This is a genomic window from Qipengyuania sp. NPDC077563 (genome assembly GCF_044901345.1).
Taxonomy (GTDB): domain Bacteria; phylum Pseudomonadota; class Alphaproteobacteria; order Sphingomonadales; family Sphingomonadaceae; genus Qipengyuania; species Qipengyuania aestuarii.
In genome coordinates this window covers 422032-446192 of the sequence record NZ_JBJDPC010000002.1, presented here as the reverse complement: position 1 = coordinate 446192, position 24161 = coordinate 422032, and the positions used below count along the sequence as shown (strand labels likewise).

Genomic DNA, 24161 nt, shown 5'->3' with positions numbered 1-24161 from the left:
ATGAAAGATCAGTTTCGCGCTGCCAGCTCGAACCGGTCGGCGCGTGCGAGTTTCCAGGCGGCGCTGTAAAAATCCCGGTCATGCGTTCCTGACAGCAGCTCGCCGTCCTCGAGAAAAATATGAAGCTGGGAGAAGAGCCGGATCTCGGTCAGAGAGACACGTCTTACCAGATGGTGCGGTCCAAGCTCGGATGGGTGCGAGAGACCGGCAGCAGCAGTCATTTCCGCGAGCGCTCGCAACGTATTGCGATGAAAGCGCCGGACCCGCTCTGCCTTGTCAGGCACGACCAGGGCCCGCTGGCGCAAGGGGTCCTGCGTGGCAACGCCGACCGGACAGCGGTTGGTATGACAGGAAAGAGACTGGATGCATCCGAGCGCGAACATGAAGCCGCGCCCCGCATTGGTCCAGTCGGCACCCAGCCCGAGAACCGCGGCGATGTCGAACGCACTGACGATCTTGCCGGCCGCACCGATTTTTATCCGGTCACGAACCCCGGCACCCACGAGTGTATTGTGGACGAACAGGAGGCTCTCGCGCATCGGCATGCCGAGGTTGTCGGCGAACTCAACCGGGGCCGCCCCGGTTCCGCCTTCTGCGCCATCGACGACGATGAAGTCGGGAAAGATCCCGGTTTCGCGCATCGCCTTGACCATTCCCATGAACTCCCATGGGTGTCCGACGCACAGCTTGAAACCGACTGGCTTGCCTTTCGATAGGGTTCGGAGCTGAGCGAGAAACTGCATCATCTCAAGCGGTGTCGAGAATGCCGAGTGCTCGGCAGGGGAAATGCAATCGACGCCTACCGGAATACCGCGTGTAGCAGCGATCTCAGGGCTGACTTTCTCGCCGGGAAGGATGCCGCCGTGACCAGGCTTGGCACCTTGGCTCAGCTTCAGTTCGATCATCTTGACCTGCGGGTCGGCAGCATTGTCAGCGAAGCGCACCGGGTCAAAGCGTCCTTTTTCGGTTCGACAACCGAAATAGCCGCTGCCAATTTCCCAGATAAGGTCGCCGCCATTCTCACGGTGGTAGGGGCTGATCCCACCCTCGCCAGTGTCATGCGCAAAATCGCCGAGTTTTGCTCCCTTGTTGAGGGCTCGGATAGCGTTGGCGCTCAAGGAGCCGAAGCTCATCGCGGAGATGTTGAAGATCGAGGCCATGTAGGGGTCGCGCGCGTCGCTTCCCCCGATCGGCGCTCTGAAGCTATCGGGATCTGACAACGGCTTGGGCTTGGTGGAATGCGAAATGAATTCGTAGCCGTTCTTGTAGACGTCAGAGAGTGTTCCGAACGGACGGTCGCTGACCTCGTCCTTTGCGCGAGCATAGACCAAGGAGCGCTGCGCCCTCGAGAAGGGCGTCTGATCGTCATCGCCTTCGATCAGGTATTGACGAATTTCTGGTCTTATCTTCTCGAAAGCCCATCGCAGGCGTCCGATGATCGGATAGTTCCGGCGCACCGCATGCCGCGTTTGGATAAGGTCGATGACGCCCAAGAGACATAGACACGAGAAAATTGCGAGAACTGGCAATGCCCATACGTCACTAAGCCTCATGAGAGCACACAGGAGGCCAGCCAGACAGAGGCCGAGCACGGTAAAGCGGGAGAAGAACACTGTTGGCTCCGGTCTCGCAAATGAAGCGAGCATGCCTCGGGCTCGTTATCGCCTTGGGCTTGGAAAACATCGATGCTGGAAGTTCAGCGTGGCGCACATCCCTAGAACGCCCGAAGCGCTCTAGGGATACAGGCGCGCGGTGCTGCTGCCTGCCGGAACCATCACCCCGAGACCATGATCGACCAGTGTCATAAAAAGGTAGTGCGATTTCGACATGGTAATTTCAAGTGGCGCGACTTCGGAATTTCTTCAACATCGGATAATCCTTAGTTGAGGACTGCGACAAGGCGCTGGCCATTGCCGGAGAGGACGAGAAAACCCCCAGCTTCGAGCGATGCGTTCTCGATCAGAGAAAGGGCATCGAGGAAACGGCGCTCTTGCTGCATCAATCCGGCTTCACAGGCGCGCTTCGTCGCAGCGACATTGCCAACCTCGAGCGAGTTGCCATCGAGGCCATATGAACTGCTGAAGCGGTTGCAGGTGGTGGAACCATACAAGCGACCATCGGCCGTGAAGGTCATCGTTGGAGCGGAGATCTGCGCCACGACATCGCCGCCGATCTGGGTTACACGCCATTCGCCGTCCTGCAGGTCAGGAGTACCGGCAAGGCCGGGATCGCCTGGCGATGTCATAGAGACCCTTATGTCGCCGATATCGAAGGTGTCATTACGAAGATTGAGCAGGAAAGGTTCGCTGGTGCGGAACAGGATTGTGCCATCGGGCTCGCGGATGAAGGCTCGCAGGCCGTAGAGCGGGCCGTCGCTCAAATTAAGCTTCGACACGTCGATCGAAAACGGGATCGGCGGCGAGACCTGTCCGATCGTGTTCATCGTGCGCGAGAGGATGAGCTCCTGGTTTCGACCGAGGGTGATGTCGGAGACAACGATTTCCACCTGCGCTTCGGGGGGGCAGCGCGATGTGCTCGCGATAGGACAGTGTGCCGGTAATTCTTTCTACCATGACGACCTCACCGCTTTCTGCAGCGGGCCGAATGGTGGCACAGGCACTCAGGCTCATGGCGAGGGCAGCCGATGCTAACAGCAAGTTACATTTCACCGTCATTCTCCTTGTTACCCTCCTGATTTGGGCGGGCAATTGAGATCGGCGCCGAGCGGCCGTTGGCCGAGCCGTAAGCGTCGATGTGAAGCGTGCGAGTGGGGAAGGCGATTTCCACGTCGAGTTCCTTCAGTTTCCGCATCAGCGCGAGGAGGAGATCCTCCTGCATCTCGAGTGACTCCGCGAACGATGCAGTCCGAAAATATGCGAAAATCTCGATGTTGAGTGCGCTTTCGCCGAAACCTATGAAGCGTGCGCGAGCATCTTCTTCGAGGACGTGATCGTTTTCCGCCAGGATGGTCCGGAACGCGGCCAGAACCTCGCTCATCTTCTCGGCATCCGTGTCGTAGCTGACCCCGATCACGTGCTTGAAGAGGAACTGGTCGCGAGCGGAAAAATTCTCGATCTTCTCGCCGGCAAGAAATCCGTTGGGGATCGTTACCAGCGTCCGGTTGATCGTCCGCACACGGGTCGAGCGCATGCCGACATCCTCGACCGTGCCGAACGTATCGCCGATCTGTGCAGCGTCGCCTACCTGCACCGGATGATCTCCGATGATCGTGACAGACCCGACCAGGTTCTCGATCGTTTTCTGCGCGCCGAGCGCCAAGGCGAGCCCGCCGATGCCGAGAGCAGCGATACCGGTGGTTACGTCGACACCGAATGTATCGAGCACACCGATGAAGATCATGACCAGCAATGTGAGCTTAGCGATCCGCCGCAACAGCGTGATGACCGATGCGGCCTGGCGCCGCTCCGCCCTGTTCATTCGTTCGCTCGCCATCCGTGCGACAGCATCGATCAACCTGAACAGAAACCAGCCAAGGGAAAGCCAGGCCGCGATACCTGCGCCGCGTAGCAGCTGCTGGCGAGCGATGATCGAGGCCTCCATATTGCCTGCAACATAGAAGAAGGCGATTGTCGCCACGTAGAGCGCGAGCGGTGGGAGAGCGGCGTGGATCAGACGAAAGACGGTGCTGCTGCTGTGTTCGGGAATGAGTCGCCGCAGGACCGAGATAATTGCAGCAGCGAGCAGGCGTAGCGCTGCGAAAAGCGCGACCGCTACGCCGATCAACAAAAGCCAGTCGAGGACCGGCGCGCCGGCGACTTCGATCGCCTTTTCCTCGCTCTGTTCCGCGACCTCAGGCGAAGGTGTCCAGTCTTCGAGGACCGATACTGTTTCCGGCGAAATTCGCCATTGCAGTAAGTCCCGTTCCCCTACGGCGACGCGCTGCAGGATGATGGGCTGCTCGGAACTTTCGAGCTGGAACGTGCCGACTTGCTCCAGGAGAGGATCTAGTCCGTCTTCCAAGTCGCCATCGGGAGCGTTGGAAAGCACGGCAAAGGGTCGAAGCATCCCCCCGCTGTCGAGCGCGAGTTTCAATTTTCGAGCGAGATCTGCACCTTGAGCCAGTCCTTCCGACGCGTCGGTCGCTTGCGAGCCTTCATTGTCTAGGGGCAGCGTGGCCGGATCGGGAGTGCCGACGAAATAGCGCGCGGCCCGTTCGTAGTCCTCGGCGGCGAGCGCATTCAGCAGCGCTGTTACGCTAGAGCGCGGTGTTTGCCTTTCGAATGTATCTACCGGAGCTTCGGTTTGCGCTGTTTCGGAAGGCTCAGGCGTCGGAAGCTGGGCGCGCGCAACTGTCGCCCCGGCAAGAAGAGCCATGACCGCGACTGCGTGAACAAGGAAACGCCGCAAGATCGAACTGATAGGATTGGGTTTCATGGTCGTCTCTTGTAGGATTGCGCCAAAACCCACGGCTGGTTGCCGTCCTGCAACACGAGGGCGCCGGTCGGGTCGAAGCGGTAGCTATCGATCGACTCAATGGCTCCTAGGAAGACCTGTTCCTGATACATCAGCGCTTCAGGGCAGACTTTACGCGTCGTTGTTGCGACGTCGATCGTCATGACCGAGCCATCGACGCGGTATCGGCCGAGAAGGAGATTGCATCCTGTCGAGCCAGAAGGCTGCCCGTCATGTTCCAGGACCAGTTCGATACGCGAATAATCGATGATACCGCGCCCGGCGATGTCTTCCACAATCCAGGCTCCGACGAGCGGCTCCGTTGACTTCGGGACGCCCGCGCACCCCGAGATATAAAACATCGCTGTGATGCCGACCATTCTCACAGACGAGATCATGGCGACGTTTCCGTCATGGGCCGATCGGGCAATCGAACACGCGTCCTGAACGGTCTGCGCATAAGAAGCCTAGCCACCAGCCGCGGCAGTGAAGCGATAATTACGCCGGCTAGGATAACGAGCGCACCGACCACGTCGGACAGGCCGAAGATTTCGCCCGCCGCATAGCCGAACAACCCACCGAAGACTGGTTCGAGCGCGTAGATGATTGCGGCACGCGAGGAATCGACCCGGGCCTGGGCCCAGCTCATCGCGAACTGGATGTAGGCGGTAGCGATGCCATAGCCCACGACCACCCAGAACAATGTCGGCGACGCAACCGGCATGGGTTCCCCTGTGGCGAGCGCGAAAGCAGCACATAAAAGCGTGGTGGTGGCCATCATCACGAACGCAATCCGCAGAGGGTCGGCCCGGCGCACGTAATATCCAAGGATGACGACCTCTACCGCGATCGCAACGGCACCAACGATCGAAAGTGTATCGCCGTAGCTAAGGGTGATGTCGGCCGGCGTCAGTCCCGACATGATGGCTACACCGACACAGGCAAGGACAACTCCGATCCAGATCCCGGCGGCTGCGCGTTGGCGAAAAAACAGCAGCTGGAGCACAGGAACAAGTGGCACGTAGAGCGCGGAAAGAAACGCTACGCGTCCGGTGTCCGTGGTTTGAAGCGCATACGCCTGTGCGCCGTATGCGATGCACGCAGTGGCAGCGACGACGATACCGGCAACCATTTCAGTAGCACTAATTCCGCGCGTCGCACCCGGCAGGACCAGCGCGAAGGCGATGGTTGCCATCAGGTAGCGTAGGGCGACGAAGCCGAGGGGCCCTGTGAATTCCATGCCGATCTTGGTCGCGAGGAAGCTCGTGCCCCAAAGCACCGATGCAGCAAGCAGAGCGAGCTCGGGAACGATACCACGGGGGATGTGCAGTCGCTGCATGCCGACTTCCTGTCTCGCTAGCCAAAAAAACGAGCGCCGCAGATCTTGCGGTGCTTCAATTGCAAATATAGACGCTAGGAAGCCGTATTTCCCTTCGAAGTTTTCGCCCTGCACAATAAAATCTGCGGAAAGGAGACGAGCGTGCCGCAGAAACCCTCGCTTGACCGAATCGACCGCAAGATCCTCGACATCCTTCAGCGCGATGGCCGGATTTCCAATCAGCGTCTTTCCGAGGCGGTGGCTCTTTCACCGAGTGCTTGTCTCGCGCGCCTGCGCAGGCTGGAGAAAGAAGAGGTCATCACGGGCTCAAGGCCCAGGTCGATGCAGCCAAGCTGGGCCCTAATCTTACGGTATTCGCAGAAATTGTCGCTTCGGCACATGATCCTGCAAGCACGCGAAGGATCGAACAGGCACTCGCCGACATCCCCGAAGCCATCGAGGTTTATCAGGTGAGCGGGAGCTATGATTTTCTGGTTCGTTTCCTGGTTCCGGACATGGATTTCTGGACCAATCTGGCTGACGAGTTGGCCGATGGGGAACTCAAGATCGAAACAGTAAGAACCGTGGCCGTAATGCGCCGGATAAAAGGATGGGTGGGGGTTCCTTTAGGATCGGCCTGACCCTTGCGTCTCTGGCGAGTGCATACTCGAAAATGGATGGCAAGGTTGATTCAACCATGTTCCATTAGCCCCGAAGTCCGAGAGGCGCCCCAGACCTAAGAGCTTAGAACATATTTCCTTCCGTATGATCGCGGCCCGGAACATCGTCGCTGGTTTTGATTAAGTGACTAAAATACTGCGGAGTTTGGGATGTTTGAACAGTTTCTGGGGCCTGACCATTTCGACATCATGCCTCACCTGGTCGCGATTGGCTTGGCCTATATTCTGGCATTCCCGATCGGCTGGAACAGGGAGAAATCGGAAAGGAGTGCGGGGCTTCGCACCTTCCCGCTGGTCGCTGTTGCCAGTTGCGGGTTTATCCAGGCAGCGGAATCCATGACTGCAGATACTCCGGAGGCGATGGCCCGCATTGTCGAAGGTCTGATCACCGGCATGGGCTTTATAGGTGGCGGAGCCATTTTACGCCTCAAGGATTCGGTCAAGGGCACCGCCACCGCCGCCAGCCTCTGGATCACCGGGGCTATCGGAGCGTCTGTGGGTCTTGGCAGCCTCGACGTGGCAGTCATGCTTTCGGTCATAACCGTGGCGACGCTGTGGATCATGGCACCACTGAAGCATTTGGGACATCTTGAACATGAGGATGGAGCCGACGAAGGTCGCGAGAAGCAGTAATATCAGCCAATTTTTTTGAGACGCGTCGGTTGATATTCTTATATTATGATTGCGCTGATGACGCTGATTCCCATTCCGAAAAAGGCGACGGCTGCCGGAACAATGAGCACCTGGCCATAAACTTCCTTGCGCGCCAGCGGCCCGTAGGCTGTTTGCAGGACAGTGCCCGGGCGACCGAGAACGCTGCGCGGTTGCGGCGGAGCTTGCCGTAGTATCACGCGGGCGGTTCCGAAGAACATGGTGATGTAGATCGCCGAAATTGCGATCGCGAACGCGGCGTGAGCGCCGCCGGTCGCTCCAAGCAAGGCCACAAGGAAGATGGCGTAGCAGGCAATCATCGCCTTCCAAATCGAACTCGGCAATTCGAACATCCGCGATTCGGGCTGCTGTGCTTGCCTTGGCGCTTCGTTGTCATTGGCCTCGATCGCTGGAAGTGGGACCAGCACATCAGGCAAGACATCGAGCGACTCCGGCAGTGGCGCTGCGGCTTGCGTGCGAAGAACGGTATCAGGCATCGGGCAGGTCCTTTCCTGCGCGCCCTCCGGCAAGTCCCTGTCGGCGCATTTCTATGGCGGTCAGCAAGCTGTCGGCGATCATCCTCGCCCGGGCGCCGACGAGTTCGGTTGCGGCCGTGTGCCCTTCGGCTTCCCGCAGCGTTTCGTAGAAGAGGTCGAGCCAGCGCGAGAAATGCCGGAGCTCGAGGCCCGGGATAGCGAGATGTTTGAGCATGGGATTGCCAGAGAACTCGCCGCTGTTGTGAAGCACCGAGCGCCAGAACGCTTTCATTCTGGCAAGGTGCGGCGGCCAGTCAGTGATGCGTTCGGCAAAGATCGGCCCGAGGAGGTCATCCTCGCGTATCTTGACGTAGAATGCTTCGACCAGGTGATCGATAAACGCCGCATCGATTCCGATTTCTTCGGCCGCTGCGCGCTTTTCAGCACGTTTTTGCTGCGCGAAGGAGCGGGTGTCGGGATGGGCCGCATGGGAGTGGATGGTAGCGCTCGTCATGAGCCCCTCCCCTCGTCTTTGTCGGCGAAAGGCGTTGCGTCTGCAGCGCGCAGGAACTGGACGTGAAACTGAACCGCTCCGACCGGCTCGACCCGATGAAGGATCGTCGGTTCGACTATGCCGGGTTCGCATTCAGGCGTGAGCGATGCCTCGGTCGAGGCGCGGCGTGGATCGGTGACGACGTAGCGCAACCTGCCTTTCTCGATCTGGATGAGACCCCAGACGCCATCCTTGGTAGAATGCTCAGCCAGCAGGCCTGCCGGCACGGTGTCTTCGGTAAAGGTTGCCGTGCGTTTGTATGGCTCAAGGCCGTCAGGAAGTTTGGTGGCCACGTCAGGCTGCCTTTCGCGTTTGGAAGATGGCACGGATCGCACCACTCAGCTCGTCGCCCAGAAGCGGTTTTTCGATCAACTCGGCGTTTGCCGCGGCGATACGGACTCGCAACCGGGCGGTAGGATTGGTCGCGAGGACTATCGCCGGCGCGCGGCAGCCCTGTCTCTTCAACCCATCGAGAGCAGCAAGACCGTCGCCGCCGTAGCGCTCATCGATGACCAAAGCGGCCGCCATGGAAGGATCGTCCCCCATTCCAATCCCCTCGGCGATTTCGAACCCTTCGACCGAGAGCGAGAAACGCAGCGCGGAAAGGACGGAGATATCTTCGACCAGCAACAGGATCTTGGCTCGATCGACCATGTTCCGTCCTCCTCGCCAGGCAGTCTGGATCAGGCCGCCTTCTTCCAGTTGGGTTCAAGAGCGACATGCGGCGGGCACTCAGCGACTTGGCCGGCGGGAAGACCCGCAAGCTCATTGGCGAACCCATGGTTGACGTCGCGGTGGTGCGCCTCGTCGGCGCGCACCACCAGCACCACGTCGCGCAGCGTCGCATCCTCGGGAAGACCCCAGTAACGCTTGGCGATCTCGGGCGCCGGCACGTTCGGACTGCGACCCTCGTCGATCTCGGCGAGATAATGCGTGTAGCTGATGACGGCTTCTTCCTCGAAATAGCCGACTACACGGTGCGCGGTCTTCGAGCTGACCAGGTAGAGCGCGAAGAAGAACAGGTAGAACACCCATTGCACGCCGATGATCACCGCGCGCTCGAACCAGGTTGGCTGCGAGACCTCGATGAAGGTCATCAGGTGCATGCGCTCGTTTTCGGCTTCGTCCATGAGCGTCTTGATCCAGCCCTTGTCGTCGCACATGCGGCGCAGGCAGGCGAGATGATTGATCGTTGCCCCGACCATACCCGGCACAGCCGCAACCGTTTCCAGCACGACAGCACGGTGGCCGTAACGCTCGGCGAAGAAAGTGTCGGCACACCAGCGCAGTGCTTTGGTGAAGCCGAAGGCAATCCGGTCCGACATTCCGCGGGGGTTGTGGTGAACGCCCAGATCGATGAAGGGTGCAGTCATTGAAAATTCTCCGCTTGCGGCAAATGTGTTTGGAGCGCCGCTGATACCCTCCTTCTATGCCGATGCACGGGACCGCGAAATTTGGATGATCACCCTACGCCAAGCAACCTAAGGGCCTTACCGGAGGTAGGGCGGGCCAGTTTTGTCAGCCGCTTCCTGCCGCGTCTGTCGTTTTCGACCGCGTTGCTCCTGGCGCTGCTCGCTATAGCGGCGGGCGTGGCGGTCCGCATGCTGGCAGCCGACGAACTCGGTCAGCGCGCCACCTTCATTTTCTTCGTTCCCGGCGTGGTTGTCGCGAGCGCACTTTCCGGGATTCGCGCAGGAAGTCTTGCGGCTGTGGTCGGCGCTGCCGCTGGCCTCTGGTGCGACGCGCTGAGCGGACCTATCGATGGCGGAAGCCTGATTGCCGCCGCAGCCTTCGTGCTTATCGGCCTGGCCGTGGCCATCGGCGGCGAATGGTTCCAGCGCGCGCGGATCGAAACCGAAACCGCCTCCGTTGCTCTCGCCCGGCGTGAAGCCCATCTGCAATCGATCCTCGACACCGTGCCAGATGCGATGATCGTCATCGACGAAACCGGCTTAATCCGCGATTTCAGTCCGGCGGCCGAACGGATGTTCGGATGGCATGCGGCAGAGGTGGCCGGAGAGAACGTCAAGGTGTTGATGCCCGATCCCTACCGCAGCGCGCATGACGGCTATCTCGAGCGCTACTACCGGACGGGAGAGAGGAGGATCATCGGCAAGGGTCGCGTGGTGGTCGGCGAGCGCAAGGACGGTTCGACATTCCCGCTTGAGCTTGCGGTGGGCGAGATGCAGGCCGAAGGGCAGCGCTTCTTCACCGGTTTCATCCGCGACCTGACCGAGCGCCAGCAGGCCGAGGCAAGATTGCAGGAATTGCAGAGCGAGCTGGTGCACGTCTCGCGGCTCACCGCGCTTGGTGAAATGGCGTCGGCGCTCGCGCACGAGATCAACCAGCCGCTCTCGGCGATCGCCAATTACCTCAAGGGCAGTCGGATGCTACTTATGAGAGAGAAGGTTCAGCACGAGCGCGTGGCGGAAGCCGTCGACCGGGCCGCCGCGGAAGCGCTCAGGGCCGGGGACATCATTAGGCGGCTGCGGGACTTCGTCGCCCGCGGCGAAACCGAGCGGACGATCGAGAGCCTCCCCAAACTTGTTGAGGAAGCCAGCGCTCTCGCGCTCGTTGGTGCCAAGGAACATGGCATTCGAGTGCAGTATAACTTCAGCTCCACAGTCGATCTGGTGCTGGTCGACAGGGTGCAGATTCAACAGGTCGTGCTCAACCTTGTGCGAAATGCTGTCGACGCGATGACGGACTCGGATTCTCTGCAACGCAATCTGACAATCATAATCGGACAGACCGACGAAGATATGGCTCAGGTATCGGTGACTGATACCGGTCCCGGCATCGATCCCGAAGTCGCCGACCGGCTTTTTCAACCCTTCATCTCCACCAAGCGCACCGGTATGGGCGTCGGACTGTCGATCTCGCGCACGATCGTCGAGGCGCATGGCGGGCGTATCTGGGTCCGGCCAGCTCCCGGCGGCGGGGCGCAGTTCGGCTTTACGGTCCAGCGTGTTGCAAGCGAGGGACTATATGATGGCGAATAGTAGTGCCAGTGATCCGATCGTCTACGTCGTCGACGACGACGAGAGTGTGCGGCAATCGCTGGAGTTTCTTCTCGACGTCGCCGAAATCCGAGTTCGCTCGTTCGCCTCGGCCGATGCTTTCCTGAAATCCGCACCTCCGCTTTCCGGCGCCTGCGTGGTGACCGACGTGCGCATGCCCGGCACGAACGGTGTCGAACTGGCCGGTAAGTTGAAGGAGCGCGATAATACTGTGCCGGTGATCGTCATTACCGGTCACGCCGACGTGCCGTTGGCGATCCAGGCAATGAAGGCAGGCGCTGCGGACTTTATCGAGAAGCCGTTCGACGACGAGGCCATACTAGCGGCAATCCGCAAGGCGCTGAACGAGAGCACCGACGATGAGCAGAAAAAGAACGAACGCCGCGAAGTGCTCGACCGTCTCGCTCTGCTCTCCGCGCGGGAGCGCCAGGTGGTCGATGGCCTTGTGGACGGGAAAGCCAACAAGGTGATCGCCTTCGATCTCGACATCAGCCCCCGAACTGTTGAAGTCTACCGCGCCAATGCGATGATGAAGATGCAGGCGAAGACCCTCTCCGATCTCGTGCGCATGGTGACGATTGCCCGGCTGGGCTAGCTGGTTCGTCTGCTTTCACCGGATTTCGGATGGAAGCGGACGATCCGTGAACGGCCCCAAAGAGGTCGGTCTGGAATGCGCCTCATCTCCGCCATAAAAGGTCGCTAGGGCGTTACCCGCAAGCTGCCGTTGCGCTTGTTAGAGGGCTTAAGGCGAAATGACCTTCAACTGCCTGATCGAGGTAGCGTCTGATGAACGCAGCATCGGCGGGTTGGGCGGGTGAGTATTCTGTTGGAACAAATATTTTCGAGTTCTGGCCCTTGTAGGTGGTCACAGGTACGAATTCTTTGCGCTTTTCCAATTTGGTCGCTGCAGCTAATCGTTCGATCAGTCTTTCCGGCCGAGTAACAAGCTCGGAATGCGATACCAGTGCATACCCGGTCGCACGTGATGCCACGTCTGACCAGTTGCGCAACTTGGCGGTGCGCATGGCGATGGCATTGGGAAATGGCGATCCGGTTTGCGGGCAAAGCTCTCCCTCGATCGGCTGTCCGAACTTGGGATGTGCCCTGTCGATACCCCAGAATTCCTCATCCCACACACTGCGCCATTCGGCCCGAATGAACTCGCCGAAGTCCATCTCCTTGAGGTCCGGATGCGCATGCCATGGCTTGGCGTGCAGGCTGCGCAACCACTGGTCGGCCTGCCGCGCGATCACGATGACAAAAACATCGTCGGGAATCTCGACCTCTTCAGGGACGAGCCAGTGCTTGAAGCCGAAGTCTTCGGTAAACTCCAGCTCTTCGAGATTCCGTTCGAGCAATTTGATCAGGGCGTTGGTGCCGCTGCACCGCTGGCCATAAACCTGAAAGCGCCTGAATTTCGCGATAGCCAATACATGTCTCCGAGTAGGGAGCGATGCCCTTACCGTGATGCGTACGGGCTTTCCGCATGATCGATGTTAGATCGCAGCAACGTTTTCCCTGCCCGAACGTCTGTACGATCATGATGGGAGAGATCGACATCGACAACGGCGCTGATGCAACCGATGGCGAGGCTTCGCTGGCCGATGTCCTGCGGGCGCATATTGCCGAGGACGGCTTCCCCTGTGTCGGCGCGAAGTCGGCTCTGGCGACCGGCAGGCTTAAGGTGCTCTCCGCCCGTTCGCTGACCAGCGCATGGAACGATCTCGAAATCCATGACGCTTTGCTCGACTGGAGCGAAGATTACGCCAGCAACCCAGACGGTCTGCGCAGCCTTGCCGTCGTGTTTTCCGGACCCGACGATCTGGATGAGGCGGCGTTCGAGAAAGCGATGTGGGAGCGGCTGAATTCGCTTGCTGCCAAGGACGATTGGCGCGGGCTGGACTACGACCCGCACGTCAGCAGCGATCCGAGCGATCCGCATTTCTCTCTGAGCTTCGGCGGCGAGGCCTATTTCGTGGTCGGCATGCATCCCAACGCGTCGCGTGCCGCACGGCGAATTCCGCATCCGACCCTTGTTTTCAATCTGCACGACCAGTTCGAGGCCTTGCGCGCCTCGCAAAGATACGAGCGCATGCGCGAGACGATCCTGAAGCGCGATATGGCGCTGGACGGATCCATCAACCCCATGCTTTCGCGGCACGGCACGACGAGCGAGGCGCGGCAGTACAGCGGGCGCGTCGTCGGCGATGACTGGCGCTGCCCCTTTTCCGACCCGAGGAGCGGCAAATGACCCGCATCGAACCGCGCACCGGGACCGCTTTCGAATTGTCGAAAGGGCAGGTGCTGACCGTGACCGATCCCGAGGGCGGGCAAGTTAGCGACCTGTTGGCCGTGTCGCGGGCCGATCCGGCGGAGATCCTCTCCAACGGGAGGACGTTCGACTACGAAGAAAGGATCATGCTGACCACCGGCGCGCGGCTTTGGTCGAACCGGTCGAACCCCATGCTCACCATTCTGGAAGATACCGCGCCCGCGCACGATTTCCTCCTTACGCCCTGTTCGAAGGATACGTTCCGCCACTTCTACCCGGACAAGCCGGTCCATCGCGGCTGTTTCGGAAATCTGGCCGAAGCGCTGGAGCCATATGGCATCGGTCCCGACGACATACCCACCGCTTTCAACGTATTCATGAACGTACCGGTCGCCGGCGACGGCGTGCTTTCGGTCGATCCGCCGCAGTCTCCGCCGGGCACCTTCACCCGATTCCGGGCCGAGATGGACCTCGTGATCGGGCTCACCGCGTGCGCGGCTTATGCTTCGAACGGCGGCACGTTCAAACCGATCGATTACGATGTGAGCGGCTGAAATGGTGTTGGATTTCCTCGAGTGGTACGGCGCCATCGCCGCCGTGGTTGCAGCGCTGGTCGTGGCGACGAATGTCAGCTCGTGGGTGACGGGATGGGCCTTCGTGCTCTTCGTCACGTCTTCGCTGGCGCTGACTGCCTGGGGCTTCCTCAGCGACGATGCCGAAGGGATCGGCTGGCAGAATATCGCCCTGCTGCTGATCACTCTGTGGGGCGTGTATCGCTATCTCGGTCCGGAAAAAGGCGGACGCAAGCAGCCCGCAAACAAGGCTGGAGACGCGTCATGAAACTTACCGCGCTGACCACCAGTTCAGCCGGCATCATCCTGCTTGTCGGGCTGGCAGGACACTTCGCTTCAGGTGCGATTTATTCCTCGCTCGAAGCGCGGGACATGATCTCGGCGCTATCCAGCCCGGCACTTTATCTCGGCAGTGCCATTGCCGGAAGCGCGGCCACGACGCTGGCCCTGATGCTGACCTTGCTCGGTCTGGTGAGGCGCGCCGATGCCGAGTTCGACCTCCGGATGTACAGGCAGATCTACCGCATTGCGGTGATGTCGACGGTCCTCCTGGGCGGTGCCGTCGTCATGCTGTTGCTTATGACGATGCCGATCGGCGAATTCGACGACGTGCCGGAAAACTGGTTTCCGATGCTTTACAAGGTTCTGTACTGGATCGTGGTGGTCCTCAGTGCCGGACTAGTCGCCATGGTCACCATGCTGTTCGGCACCGTCCGGTCGCTGATCGCCAAGCTCACGCCGCACGACGATGTCTAGAGGCAGCCCTCCTTCAGGGAGATGGAACCCCTGACATGTTCACCCAGCTGAACCCCCCGCTTCCCGTGCACGTCATCGATCGCGGCGCCGGGCTCGCCTTTGCGGTCATCGACTACGGGATGGAGCACAATCTTCTCTGGGTCACCGCGATCGATGCGACCGGCGAAATCTGGTGTGCCCCCAATCCCAAGGTTCGGCTCAGCGAAAACTGGACTGCCGGCCGGATCGTCAATCCAGCGCGGGATAGTGGCCGGCAGGCGGAATCGAAGGAACAGGAATGAACAAGCGCCCACTGGCCTTTTTCGCGCACCATCAGGGCCGCGGTCATGCCAACCGGATCATGGCTATCTTCGAACACATCCCGGACGATCGGCCGGTCACGATCATGACGGCAGCGCCCTCGCAGTTCGACAACCGGCCGCGCGATGCGACCATGGTCAAGCTGCCGAACATGATCGGTGCGCCCTCGCGCAGTCCGGCGCTGCACGACCAGCCGACGCCGGAGGTGATGCACTGCGTCCCGCTCGGCGTGGAGGAAATGCGCCAGCACATGGGGTCGATTGCAGAAACGCTGCGGAAGGCCGACCCGGCGCTGTTCGTCATCGACGTTTCGGCGGAGATCGCCCTGTTGTCGCGCATCATGAGTGTGCCGGCCGTGACTATCAGGATGCATGGTGACCGTGAGGATGTCGGTCATGTCGCGGGCTACGAAGCCTGTGTCGCCATGCTGGCCCCGTTCGACGAGCGGATGGAGCAGGCTAGCTACCCGCCGCGCCTTCGCGAGCGCACATTCTACACGGGCGGTCTGTGCACTACCCGCGCGCCACTGCTCGAAAAAGGGGAGGCACGCGCCAAGCTCGGCTTGCCCGAAGACAGGACCATGACGCTGGTAATCGCCGGTGGCGGAGGATCGGGTACGCCTTACGCCCCGCTCACGGTCGCCGCGCGCGCGGAGCCGGAAACGCAATGGCTGGTCGCCGGACCGGTGCACCGCGAAGGGCACGAAACCGATTTCGGAAATCTGCAAGAGCTGGGCTGGATCGACAATCTGACCGATTATCTGTGCGCTGCTGATCGCGTGATCGCTTCGGCCGGCGACAATACGGTCCACGAAATCGCCCGGGCGGCCAAGCCGTTCCTGTGCATCCCCGAATGGCGGTATTTCGACGAGCAGCAAGCCAAGGCGAGAGAGCTGGAGCGCCTTGGCGCGGCGACTTACCGGGAGACCTGGCCCGCCTCGATCCCCGAATGGCAGCGCGCGCTATCCGAGACCGACGCGCTGGATGCCGGCGTTCTTGCATCGCTGCATGACGATGATGCCGCGCGGAAGGCCGCGCACTGGCTGGAGGAACAGGCTACCCGCCTGTGGGCGGTCAGCTGAACAGCACGTCGGCACCCTGCCGAGTCTCCGCAATTTCGCTCGCCGTCGGCTGACGCATGATTTCGAGGCGTGTTTCGGACCGCTTTACCAGTCCGCGCCGCTCGAAATCGTCCAGCCAGTACTGCATGCACCACTCGCCCCAGCGGCTTCGATAGAGCCGGGCGTTGCGGATGATGGTATTGAAATGCTGCAAGGGCGGTTTGTGGACGTGGTGGTGCTGGTGGAAGCAGATCGTCCCACCAAGCCAGTACATGCGCGCGCCTGCACGCTTCAGCCGCTGGCCAAGGTCCGTCTCTTCGGCACCGTAGCCGATGTAATCCTCGTCCATTCCGCCAGCCGCAGCCCAGGTCTCGGAGGACATGATGAAAGCCAGCCCCCACAATTCACCGAAATCCGCGATCGGATCGAAGGAGGTATCGTCCAAGGACCGTTTGCTGGGATGGCGCACGCCGGTGCTGGCCAGCAGGTAGTAATCCGGCGCCCCGTCAGACGTGAGCCAGCCGTCGTCGTGGCCGGGCAGGTAACGCACTTCGGGTAGGAACACGCCCTTGCCATCGTGCACATGCGCTTCCGCCGCGCGGCGCACGAATTCCGGATCGGGAATGCAATCGACGTCGAGGAAGGCCAGAACATCGCCCTCCGCCAGTTCCGCAGCACGGTTTCGCGCGGCGGCGAGCGGCATGGGTTCTCCCGGTACCTGCACGCAGCGGACGAGCAAGCGTCCGTCGGTTTCGATTTGCGGCGGTTCGTCCTGCATGTAGGCGACGACGAGTTCGTCTGGCGGGAAGGTCTGAGCCTCGAGTCCTGCAATCAGATGATCGAGATGTTGCTGGCGTCCGCGCACCAGCGTAAGCACCGAAACGGATCGATAGGTACTCACCAGCTGCCTCGCGCCTGGTAGTGCCGGACGCCTTCCAGCACGCCGGCAGCATAGCACCCTTTCGCCAAATAGGCATGGGACAGCGACGGATCCTGCGCCAACCCGTCGCTCGCATTGCCGACCACGATCGGGAATGGACAGGCGCGCAGCATGGTCACGTCATTCCCGCTGTCGCCTGCGACGACGACACGCGACTGGGTCAGCGAGAGCTCGTCCGCCACATGGACGACCGCCGGCCCCTTGCCGGCACCTTCGGACAAGATGTCCAGATACCGACCATGGCTGGCCACGATCTCCACGCGCATGCCAGCTTTCCGGAACGCGCGGCGGATGTCTTCGGGATCATGCTGGTCTATGAAGAAGCTGGCTTTGCCACTGTGCTGTTCCAGCAAAGCCTGCTGCCTCAGCCGGAGTCTCTCTGTAACTTCGCGAACCGTATTCTCCTGCCAGGCGTTTTCCACCCGGCGTCGCCAGCCTTCGTCTTCCGAGAAACAGCGTTCGTCCCGGTCATACCAGTGGATGCGGGTGCCCACGCTGCTGATGATGAAGTCGGGTGTCGGTACGCCTTCCGCCGCAAGGATTGCTTGCGCGCTATGGAAACTGCGCCCCGTCGCGATGCCGAGGGCGATATGGCCCGACTGTTCCGCCTGCCAGGTGAGGAATTCGTGCAAGGCTTCCCGATCGCCCAACAGGGTGTTGTCGATATCGCAGATCAGGATCCGGTCCCAGTGCGGTGCTCGTTCCAGCGGGCCGGTCAACTCATGCAGAAGGCGATGATACTGGTCGCGGTGAGCTGTCCAGTCGTAGGCTGCAACGGCTTTCACACCCGCAGTGGCGTAGCGTATCCACTTGCGCCTGTCCGTCACGATGTCCCGGCAAGCGGTGGCAATCGCCTGCGGATCGCGCGGGCAAACGAGTTCGCCGTTGCTGCACCGTTCCACGATATCGTTCGGGCCGCCGCTGTCCGTGGCGACCACCGGCAGGCGCGACGCGGCCGCTTCCAGCAGCGTCAGGCCAAAAGGTTCGTTGAGGGCGGGGTTCACGAATACGCCACCGCTCTCGCGCGCCAGGGCATAATAGGCCGGGATGTCGGCGGGGTCGTGATGCTTGGGATAGGCGACCTTGCCGTATAGATCGTGTCGGTCGACCGCCTCGATCAGCTCCTGCACCACCTCGCGGCATTCCGTTTCCAGATCGCCGAGCAGGGAGCGGCAGCCTGCGACGACCACCAGGTTGGCGGAGTCCTGCAACTTCGGGTCACCGGCGTAGGCCTCTACCAGACCCAGCAGGTTCTTCTTGCGAACGGGCCGGGCGATGGCGAGCAGAATCGGCTTTGCCGGATCGCGCAGGAAATGCGCCAGATCCGCCCGCACCTTGTCGGTGGGTTGCGCGCTTTCGAACCGAGTCAGGTCGCATCCCGGCGGGATCACGCGGATGCGACCCGCTTCGATGCTGTCGTAGTGAGCGTATTGTGCTTCCGCCTCGTCGCGCGAGCTTGCTATTACGGCGTCAGCAAGAGCCAGTGCCCGCTCTTCGACAGCTATCCGCGTATGCAGGCTGGCGTCGGCACCGCCATTGACTTCGCGCTTGACCGCGCCAAGCGAGTGGCCGGTGAAGACGTAGGGGATACCGAGCTCTTCCTTCGCCTTGCGGGCCAGGATGCCGGCATCGGCATAATGGGCATGGATGATGTCGGGCTTGCGATCGAGATCGTTCAGGTAAGCGAGAAACGCCTCGCACAGCTCTGCGTGTCGCTCGTGCAGGGCTTCTTTGGGTAAGTATGACGGGTCGCCATCATCCAGCCGGACGAGCCGTATCTTGCCTTGCGCCTCTGCACATTGCGCATCGAACCGCATGCCCAGCTTCGCGTCGGCAAAACCGCGGGTAATGATGTCTATACGGTCGATGGCCGGATCGCGCGCACTCGCGCAGGCCAGTTCCAGCAGATAGGTGATGTGGCCACCGGTGTCCGCGTTGATGCCATAAGGGACACCGGACAGTGTGAGACAGCCCTGAAGGGCAACATGACAAACAAACATCGACGGGCTCCGGATCTGCGGGTACCTATGCGCGTGGCTGTTCCAAGTTCCTGACAATCAAGGTGATAAATGTTGCTTTCATGCGTATAGCCCACGTCGCGCCTGTTATTCACCCGGTCCCGCCCGTCACTTACGGCGGAACCGAGCGGGTCATCGCGGACATTGCCGCCGCGCAGGTCGAGGACGGTCACGAGGTCACCTTGTTCGGCCCGGCCGATTGCACGCTTCCGGATGTGCGGCACGTGGGCGACTACCGTTCGCTATCCTGGCACGAGCAGCAAGGGGGTTCCGCCCCGCCGGGCCTGCCCGCCGTGCTGGAGGCGCAATTGCTGCACGACGTGCTGACCCATGGCGGAGGGCACGATGTCGTTCATCTGCACGGCTCAGCCCATGCGAGCGCTGCCGCCAGCGCGCTCGGCATCCCGGCGCTCCGCACGATCCACTGGCGCGCCGACGAGCCGGATCACGTCGAGCATTTTCGCGCATTCCCGCATGAGCGGATCATCGCGATCTCGAATGCGCAGGCAGGGGCAGTGCCAGCTGGCAGCTTGGCAGGCGTGGTGCATCACGGGATGCCTACGGAGCGATATCGGGCGGGCGATGGATCGGGGGGCTACCTCGCATTCCTCGGGCGGATGACGGACCAGAAGCGGCCGGATCGCGCGATAGACCTCGCGCGCGCAACCGGCCGGGACTTGCGCCTCGCCGGTCCCGTCGATCCGGGCAACCCCGGGTATTTCGACGAAGTCGTCCTGCCCGCACTGGACAATCGGATCAGGCATGTCGGGAGTGTCGACGATGCGCAGAAGCAGGGCTTTCTGGGCAAGGCAGCCGCGCTGGTATTTCCCATCGACTGGCCCGAACCTTTCGGCTTGGTGATGATCGAGGCGATGGCATGCGGGACGCCGGTCATAGCGTGGCGGCAGGGCAGCGTACCCGAAGTGATCGAGGACGGGGTGACAGGTATCGTCGTCGATAGCGTTGCCGAAGCAATCGATAGGATGGACGAGGTGCTACAGCTGGACCGCTCGGCTATTCGGCGCCGGTTCGAAGAACGGTTCTCCGCGCAGCGAATGGCGCGCGAGACGCTGGCGCTTTACCGCGAAGCCTGCTCGTCCCGGTCCTCGAAAGAGTCCAGTGCCAGCATTCCTTCGCCATAGAGATAGTCGCCGCAAAACTCGCCGAGCCGTTTCAGTTCGGCCTCGTCCAGGATCTCGATCCGTCCTTCGCCATGCGGTTCCAGCACGCCGCGTTCCTTCAGGATACGAAAGCTGCGATTGGCATGGACCGGTGTGATACCGCATGCCTCCGCATAGTCGCGCTGCAGCAATGGTACCGGCAAATTGCGACCGTCATACAGGTCGACGAACTTGAGCCGTTCGATGATCTCGCAAGCGAGGTGCGCGATCCGCCCTTCTGCATCGAGCCGTCCGAGCCGGAAGATCCATTCGCGGTGCATGGCCGCATCCAGCAAGGTGGAGAACCACAGCGCGCGAGCGAGATGAGTTGAGCGCTCGAGCAGCTTGGCAATGGCCGAATGCGGCACCTCAGCAAGGTGAACGCGCCCTAGTGCCGTCGTATTATGATCCAGCCGCTTCATCGGGAAGCCGTGCAAATCGACGAAGTCGCCGGGAATATTCAACCCGACCAGTTGCCGCTCACCCTTCCGGTCGTCGCGGTGGCGAAGCACGGTCCCTTCGATGATATAATAGGAACGCTCGATCCGCTCTCCACGTTCGACCAGAGTTTGCCGCGGTTCGAGCCAGATAGTGCGACCGACCGCTTCTTCGAGCCAGGTCTTTTCTTGTGCAGCCAGTTCGTGCCGCAGGCGGCCCTTGAGGAAAAGTTCGGTGTGCAAGGCAGTTTCCAGATTTGTCGCTGGATCTTGCAGCTAACTAAAACGCGACGTCCGTTCAAGCGTGGTTTGGGTGCAGCCCAAAGACAAGTGTGGTCTTATGCCACCTGGCCGCACGACGTTCATACGTGTCGGTGCTGGACGCAATGTGGCATGTGCACGCCCACCCGAAAGTGGCGGCTGCTTCGGTGTGAATTGAATTTCGGAGCGGACGGTCCGCTATCGGCCCAAAGTCCGACATAGCAACAAATTCGATCTAGAGGAGAAATGTGGGGACTTCCTCCTTTCAAACGCTGTCAAACGCTGACAGCCACTCGGCGTCGGATTTCGTCCAGTTTGGAGACTAGGTCGGCGAGTGAACCATCACCATGCAATCCGAGTCTGCAGTGATCGAACACTTCGAGGCTTGTCGCCATTACAGCGATATCTTCGGCTCCGCAGCCTGCGAGCCGTTCATCAAGTAAGCCACCTTCAAGTGCGAACACCAAATTTCCCACGTCGAGCACTCCCATTGCTCGAAGCTTAGTACCGTAGCGAACTTCGAATTCTTTGATTGCTCGACGCCCGATCCGCGTGTGCATATCGTAGGCGAAGGAGGGATATGAACCGATCAACGTGGGCCTCGGTGTCTCAGCGCGAACTGTGTACAATAGCGGGTTTTGGTCAGCGAATTTCGCCAGCAAGACGTAGGGTAGCGCCAAGCTGTCTCGACAACGGCTGAGCCCCATCCGAAGGATATAGTGAAAGATCAGAGGTGCGCGCTGGTCGATCAGCAATCTCAGCAGGCCTCGTGGTCCTTGCCCAGCCATCGTGACCAGTTGTCGGCTGCGCAGTCGGCTAGTTCCGTGGAGCAGCCAGAGCGAAATGAGTTGCCTTGTCGACGCAAAGTCCTCGCTTCGGACAATGTTGGACAGATCCACTGCGTCGAACCCCGCAAGCCGTTCGGCGATCTTTGCAGCCCCCGCGTCGTATTCAACCAAGCTGAGCATTTCGCATGCCAGTCGGCTCTTTATGGCGCTGCTCAGTCGAATAGCGAGGTGAACAGCCAGCCGTTCCTCGCCTAGAGAGCGTCGTCGCAGTTTATTGCCGAGAATGGCTAAGGTCGTGCTGACTAATTTCAGATCGCCGAGTCCAACATCCTCAAGCGCAATGATGGCAAGTCGGCGAAAGGCGTGGTCCGCATCAATTCGGACACTGCTCCGGGCGTATCGCTCAGCCAACTCACTATGACCACGACGGATGCACTTTTGGAGTGCACTCGTCGTCAACCATTTGTCTGCGGTGTAGAGTGAATCGTGCTGAGAGGGACGCACCCCACTTCCGAAAATTGCGCTTTCGACTTCGTCCCAGAGAAGCCTATCGATCGATTTTAGAATCGAGTCTTTGACGACGCCTTCGCTGTCGATTGCTGGCTCCGTCACTGCTTTGATCAAACACTGCTGGCCTAGGCAGTGGATCGAATCCCACACGTCGAACATACAAATCTCCTTGTTTTATAAGGAGAAACGTATTCATTGTCTGACTGCTTGGAAGTGAAATTAATTGCAAGAGTCGGCGACAGCGGCAGAGATAGCAAATGAGCAACTATGACTTGTCAAAACCGCGCAGCAGTTTCGATGAAGCGGGAACTCGCACAAAACTTGTTCCAGCCGCTCTGAAATTCCGTAGGCCCCATACTTTCTAGCGCCGCATTTGTCGGATGTGCCACAAATCGTTCGAAGCCAGCCAGTCCTCCGAAACCATTTCTCGCATTGACCTCCCCACAAAATACTACCCCACCATCTGAATTCGGGTGCTCATAGATTTTTACCGATCGGTAAACCGCACTGGATGGATCGCGCAGTCGTTCTTCGACCTTGTACTTTGACATGGTAGCATACTGAGCAAGTGTCGCTGGGTCACGTGCATCTGGGCTAAAATCGCTATCCGACTCTCCGCTACCGCAAGCACCCGTAAAAGCTGCGAATGTCGCCAAAAAACAGAGGCGGCGGGCTTTCGTGCCGGTCATAGATCATTCTCCCTCGCTTGTCCCAATGCTGATTGCCACGATAGCTAGCTACCGACCGATGTATAGTCCATTTTCGACTATTCTATTTTGGCTTCTAGCTGACGTGCCCTCCGAAGAGGGACGTTCGGCCGATGGCGAAATCAATGCATACAGCGGCTTGGAACAAGCTCTTGGATCAGCTCGTCGAAATGAGACTTGCTCGAGGTTGGACGCAGCAAAAACTCGCCGAAAAGATTGAACGCACCCAATCATTTGTGTCTAAGATCGAACGCGGAGAGCGGCGCCTAGATGTTCTTGAGTTTTGCCAGTGGATGCACGCTCTCGGCATTGATCCTGCGGAAGTGATTTCGCTACTTGCTAAAGAAGTCTAGCGATGGCCGCTACTTACTTCACACTTCGTGCTGACTAGAAAATTGCCCAATTGCTCACACAAATTTGACCAGCCTAGAGACACGGAAATAAAGCTACTGCGACACACCTGCGACATACTCCTTACGCATCCTATCTTTTGTCCCGTATTTTCTCGATTATCCCATTGATTTCTGACGACGGGCCGGACCTTGTTTCGCTTGGACTACAGGTCGAGGTATTTCGCCACTCTTGCCACTTGAGTGGCGGTCCACTGCATACCTTCCCTAGTCGGAATTTCCGACAAGTTTAATTGCTGTGCCACCGATGTAAGCGTTCGATCTCGCGCTAGAAACAAAGCTTCGAACTCTGGCCGGATTCCCTCGGCAAAGTTAATTGCTGCGCGTCTGTTCTGCCTAGCCAAGTTTTTGCCATTCTTCCCAAGCTTCACTCCCCTGGCCTTTGCTGCGGCTAGAGCTGCTTTGGTCCTTGCTGAGATTTGCTCACGCTCATGCTCGGCGAAGGCAGATAGAATGTGCAGCATTAGTCGATTAGCATATGGCGCGTCGCAAGCGACAAACTCCACCCGCGTCTCCATTAGCTGGGAAATGAAGGCAACATTGCGGGCCAGACGGTCAAGTTTCGCTATTACGAGAACCGCTTTGTTTCGCCGGCAAGCTCCGAGAGCGGCATCGAGAATTGGCCGACTATTTTTCGCGCCAGACTCTACCTCAACGAACTCCTCCAATAGCTCTCCAGTGTTTCCGGCAAGATAAGATGCAACAGTTTGCCGTTGAGCATCGAGCCCTAGGCCTGAAACACCCTGTCGATTGGTAGAGACACGAAGATAGGAGACGAATTTTTGCATTGATCCTGAACAGGTTAGGGTTGGATAATGCGTAAAACGCTATTCATTGACCTTCCGCAGTCCAGTGAAAT

Annotated in this window: 29 protein-coding genes and 1 pseudogene; 13 read left to right on the top strand and 17 right to left on the bottom strand. The window is 59.9% G+C overall.

Annotated elements, in window-relative coordinates:
- Positions 1-8 precede the first annotated feature (8 nt).
- The 5 genes from ACI2I1_RS08075 to ACI2I1_RS08055 form a co-directional block, all read right to left on the bottom strand.
- Positions 9-1493 (bottom strand): FMN-binding glutamate synthase family protein, encoded by a 1485-nt coding sequence (locus ACI2I1_RS08075; protein ID WP_404678697.1) that lies wholly within the window; start codon positions 1491-1493, stop codon positions 9-11.
- A 386-nt stretch (positions 1494-1879) separates the two neighbouring features.
- Complete coding sequence (locus ACI2I1_RS08070) at positions 1880-2542, bottom strand: META domain-containing protein (RefSeq protein ID WP_404679154.1); 663 nt, start codon at positions 2540-2542, stop codon at positions 1880-1882.
- 116 nt (positions 2543-2658) lie between these two features.
- Complete coding sequence (locus ACI2I1_RS08065) at positions 2659-4395, bottom strand: mechanosensitive ion channel family protein (protein ID WP_404678696.1); 1737 nt, start codon at positions 4393-4395, stop codon at positions 2659-2661.
- Positions 4392-4793, bottom strand: a complete 402-nt coding sequence (locus ACI2I1_RS08060; protein WP_404678695.1) for an META domain-containing protein — start codon at positions 4791-4793, stop codon at positions 4392-4394. The genes ACI2I1_RS08065 and ACI2I1_RS08060 overlap by 4 nt, the downstream gene beginning before the upstream one ends.
- Positions 4794-4807: 14 nt before the next feature.
- Positions 4808-5752 (bottom strand): DMT family transporter, encoded by a 945-nt coding sequence (locus ACI2I1_RS08055; RefSeq protein WP_404678694.1) that lies wholly within the window; start codon positions 5750-5752, stop codon positions 4808-4810.
- 141 nt (positions 5753-5893) lie between these two features.
- Between ACI2I1_RS08055 and ACI2I1_RS08050 the strand changes: the two are divergent.
- The 3 genes and pseudogenes from ACI2I1_RS08050 to ACI2I1_RS08040 all read left to right on the top strand — a co-directional run.
- Positions 5894-5995, top strand: a pseudogene (locus ACI2I1_RS08050) (AsnC family transcriptional regulator); the annotation flags it as partial.
- Between the two features lie 14 nt (positions 5996-6009).
- Entirely contained in the window at positions 6010-6372 is a 363-nt protein-coding gene (locus ACI2I1_RS08045; RefSeq protein ID WP_404678693.1) for an Lrp/AsnC family transcriptional regulator, read from the top strand.
- A 189-nt stretch (positions 6373-6561) separates the two neighbouring features.
- Positions 6562-7044, top strand: a complete 483-nt coding sequence (locus tag ACI2I1_RS08040; RefSeq protein WP_404678692.1) for an MgtC/SapB family protein — start codon at positions 6562-6564, stop codon at positions 7042-7044.
- Between the two features lie 38 nt (positions 7045-7082).
- Here ACI2I1_RS08040 and ACI2I1_RS08035 read toward each other — a convergent pair whose 3' ends face one another.
- The 5 genes from ACI2I1_RS08035 to ACI2I1_RS08015 are packed head-to-tail and all read right to left on the bottom strand — an operon-like array spanning position 7083 to position 9464.
- Complete coding sequence (locus ACI2I1_RS08035; RefSeq protein ID WP_404678691.1) at positions 7083-7592, bottom strand: hypothetical protein; 510 nt, start codon at positions 7590-7592, stop codon at positions 7083-7085.
- Positions 7552-8052 (bottom strand): group III truncated hemoglobin, encoded by a 501-nt coding sequence (locus ACI2I1_RS08030; RefSeq protein ID WP_404678690.1) that lies wholly within the window; start codon positions 8050-8052, stop codon positions 7552-7554. Before ACI2I1_RS08030 ends, ACI2I1_RS08035 begins: the two co-directional genes overlap by 41 nt.
- Positions 8049-8384 (bottom strand): DUF1971 domain-containing protein, encoded by a 336-nt coding sequence (locus ACI2I1_RS08025; RefSeq protein WP_404678689.1) that lies wholly within the window; start codon positions 8382-8384, stop codon positions 8049-8051. The genes ACI2I1_RS08030 and ACI2I1_RS08025 overlap by 4 nt, the downstream gene beginning before the upstream one ends.
- Position 8385: 1 nt before the next feature.
- Positions 8386-8745, bottom strand: coding sequence for a histidine kinase (locus ACI2I1_RS08020; protein WP_404678688.1), 360 nt, complete (start codon positions 8743-8745; stop codon positions 8386-8388).
- Positions 8746-8774: 29 nt separating this feature from the next.
- The gene (locus ACI2I1_RS08015; RefSeq protein WP_404678687.1) at positions 8775-9464 is read right to left on the bottom strand and encodes an alternative oxidase; all 690 of its coding nucleotides are present in this window, start codon (positions 9462-9464) and stop codon (positions 8775-8777) included.
- 183 nt (positions 9465-9647) lie between these two features.
- Between ACI2I1_RS08015 and ACI2I1_RS08010 the strand changes: the two genes are divergently transcribed.
- Positions 9648-11093 (top strand): nitrogen regulation protein NR(II), encoded by a 1446-nt coding sequence (locus ACI2I1_RS08010; protein ID WP_404678686.1) that lies wholly within the window; start codon positions 9648-9650, stop codon positions 11091-11093.
- On the top strand, positions 11083-11706 hold the full coding sequence (fixJ, locus tag ACI2I1_RS08005) for a response regulator FixJ (RefSeq protein WP_404678685.1): 624 nt from the start codon (positions 11083-11085) through the stop codon (positions 11704-11706). Before ACI2I1_RS08010 ends, fixJ begins: the two co-directional genes overlap by 11 nt.
- A 112-nt stretch (positions 11707-11818) precedes the next feature.
- Here fixJ and ACI2I1_RS08000 read toward each other — a convergent pair whose 3' ends face one another.
- Positions 11819-12541: a hypothetical protein gene (locus tag ACI2I1_RS08000; protein ID WP_404678684.1), complete on the bottom strand. Its 723-nt coding sequence runs from the start codon at positions 12539-12541 to the stop codon at positions 11819-11821.
- Positions 12542-12597: 56 nt separating this feature from the next.
- On the opposite strand from ACI2I1_RS08000, the gene gntA reads away from it, so the two are divergent.
- Genes gntA through ACI2I1_RS07970 form a run of 6 tightly spaced genes read left to right on the top strand, consistent with a single transcriptional unit; the run spans position 12598 to position 16092 of the window.
- On the top strand, positions 12598-13362 hold the full coding sequence (gene gntA / locus ACI2I1_RS07995) for a guanitoxin biosynthesis heme-dependent pre-guanitoxin N-hydroxylase GntA (RefSeq protein WP_404678683.1): 765 nt from the start codon (positions 12598-12600) through the stop codon (positions 13360-13362).
- Positions 13359-13937 carry a DUF1989 domain-containing protein gene (locus ACI2I1_RS07990; RefSeq protein WP_239807493.1) on the top strand — a complete coding sequence of 193 codons (579 nt, stop codon included), beginning with the start codon at positions 13359-13361 and terminating at the stop codon, positions 13935-13937. The genes gntA and ACI2I1_RS07990 overlap by 4 nt, the downstream gene beginning before the upstream one ends.
- A 1-nt stretch (position 13938) precedes the next feature.
- The gene (locus ACI2I1_RS07985; RefSeq protein WP_404678682.1) at positions 13939-14223 is read left to right on the top strand and encodes a hypothetical protein; all 285 of its coding nucleotides are present in this window, start codon (positions 13939-13941) and stop codon (positions 14221-14223) included.
- Entirely contained in the window at positions 14220-14711 is a 492-nt protein-coding gene (locus ACI2I1_RS07980; protein WP_239807495.1) for a hypothetical protein, read from the top strand. The genes ACI2I1_RS07985 and ACI2I1_RS07980 overlap by 4 nt, the downstream gene beginning before the upstream one ends.
- A gap of 35 nt (positions 14712-14746) precedes the next feature.
- Positions 14747-14992, top strand: coding sequence for a hypothetical protein (locus ACI2I1_RS07975; protein WP_404678681.1), 246 nt, complete (start codon positions 14747-14749; stop codon positions 14990-14992).
- The gene (locus ACI2I1_RS07970; RefSeq protein WP_404678680.1) at positions 14989-16092 is read left to right on the top strand and encodes a glycosyltransferase; all 1104 of its coding nucleotides are present in this window, start codon (positions 14989-14991) and stop codon (positions 16090-16092) included. Before ACI2I1_RS07975 ends, ACI2I1_RS07970 begins: the two co-directional genes overlap by 4 nt.
- Here ACI2I1_RS07970 and ACI2I1_RS07965 read toward each other — a convergent pair.
- Both ACI2I1_RS07965 and ACI2I1_RS07960 read right to left on the bottom strand, forming a co-directional pair.
- Complete coding sequence (locus ACI2I1_RS07965; protein ID WP_404678679.1) at positions 16085-16972, bottom strand: glycosyltransferase family 2 protein; 888 nt, start codon at positions 16970-16972, stop codon at positions 16085-16087. The genes ACI2I1_RS07970 and ACI2I1_RS07965 overlap by 8 nt on opposite strands.
- Complete coding sequence (locus ACI2I1_RS07960) at positions 16969-19011, bottom strand: HAD-IIB family hydrolase (RefSeq protein WP_404678678.1); 2043 nt, start codon at positions 19009-19011, stop codon at positions 16969-16971. Before ACI2I1_RS07960 ends, ACI2I1_RS07965 begins: the two co-directional genes overlap by 4 nt.
- A gap of 80 nt (positions 19012-19091) precedes the next feature.
- Between ACI2I1_RS07960 and ACI2I1_RS07955 the strand changes: the two genes are divergently transcribed.
- Positions 19092-20171, top strand: a complete 1080-nt coding sequence (locus ACI2I1_RS07955) for a glycosyltransferase family 4 protein (protein ID WP_404678677.1) — start codon at positions 19092-19094, stop codon at positions 20169-20171.
- Here ACI2I1_RS07955 and ACI2I1_RS07950 read toward each other — a convergent pair.
- The 3 genes from ACI2I1_RS07950 to ACI2I1_RS07940 all read right to left on the bottom strand — a co-directional run bounded on the left by ACI2I1_RS07950 (position 20108) and on the right by ACI2I1_RS07940 (position 22874).
- Positions 20108-20869, bottom strand: a complete 762-nt coding sequence (locus ACI2I1_RS07950) for a Crp/Fnr family transcriptional regulator (protein WP_404678676.1) — start codon at positions 20867-20869, stop codon at positions 20108-20110. The two genes, ACI2I1_RS07955 and ACI2I1_RS07950, sit on opposite strands and share 64 nt — an antisense overlap.
- Positions 20870-21162: 293 nt before the next feature.
- Positions 21163-22344, bottom strand: a complete 1182-nt coding sequence (locus tag ACI2I1_RS07945; RefSeq protein WP_404678675.1) for a hypothetical protein — start codon at positions 22342-22344, stop codon at positions 21163-21165.
- Between the two features lie 116 nt (positions 22345-22460).
- A complete protein-coding gene (locus ACI2I1_RS07940; protein WP_404678674.1) occupies positions 22461-22874 on the bottom strand; it encodes a hypothetical protein in 414 nt (137 codons plus the stop codon).
- 131 nt (positions 22875-23005) lie between these two features.
- Here ACI2I1_RS07940 and ACI2I1_RS07935 point away from each other — a divergent pair, with 131 nt between their 5' ends.
- Positions 23006-23245 carry a multiprotein-bridging factor 1 family protein gene (locus ACI2I1_RS07935; protein WP_404678673.1) on the top strand — a complete coding sequence of 80 codons (240 nt, stop codon included), beginning with the start codon at positions 23006-23008 and terminating at the stop codon, positions 23243-23245.
- 203 nt (positions 23246-23448) lie between these two features.
- On the opposite strand, the gene ACI2I1_RS07930 is transcribed toward ACI2I1_RS07935, so the two are convergent.
- Positions 23449-24090, bottom strand: a complete 642-nt coding sequence (locus ACI2I1_RS07930; protein WP_404678672.1) for a recombinase family protein — start codon at positions 24088-24090, stop codon at positions 23449-23451.
- Between the last annotated feature and the right edge of the window lie 71 nt (positions 24091-24161).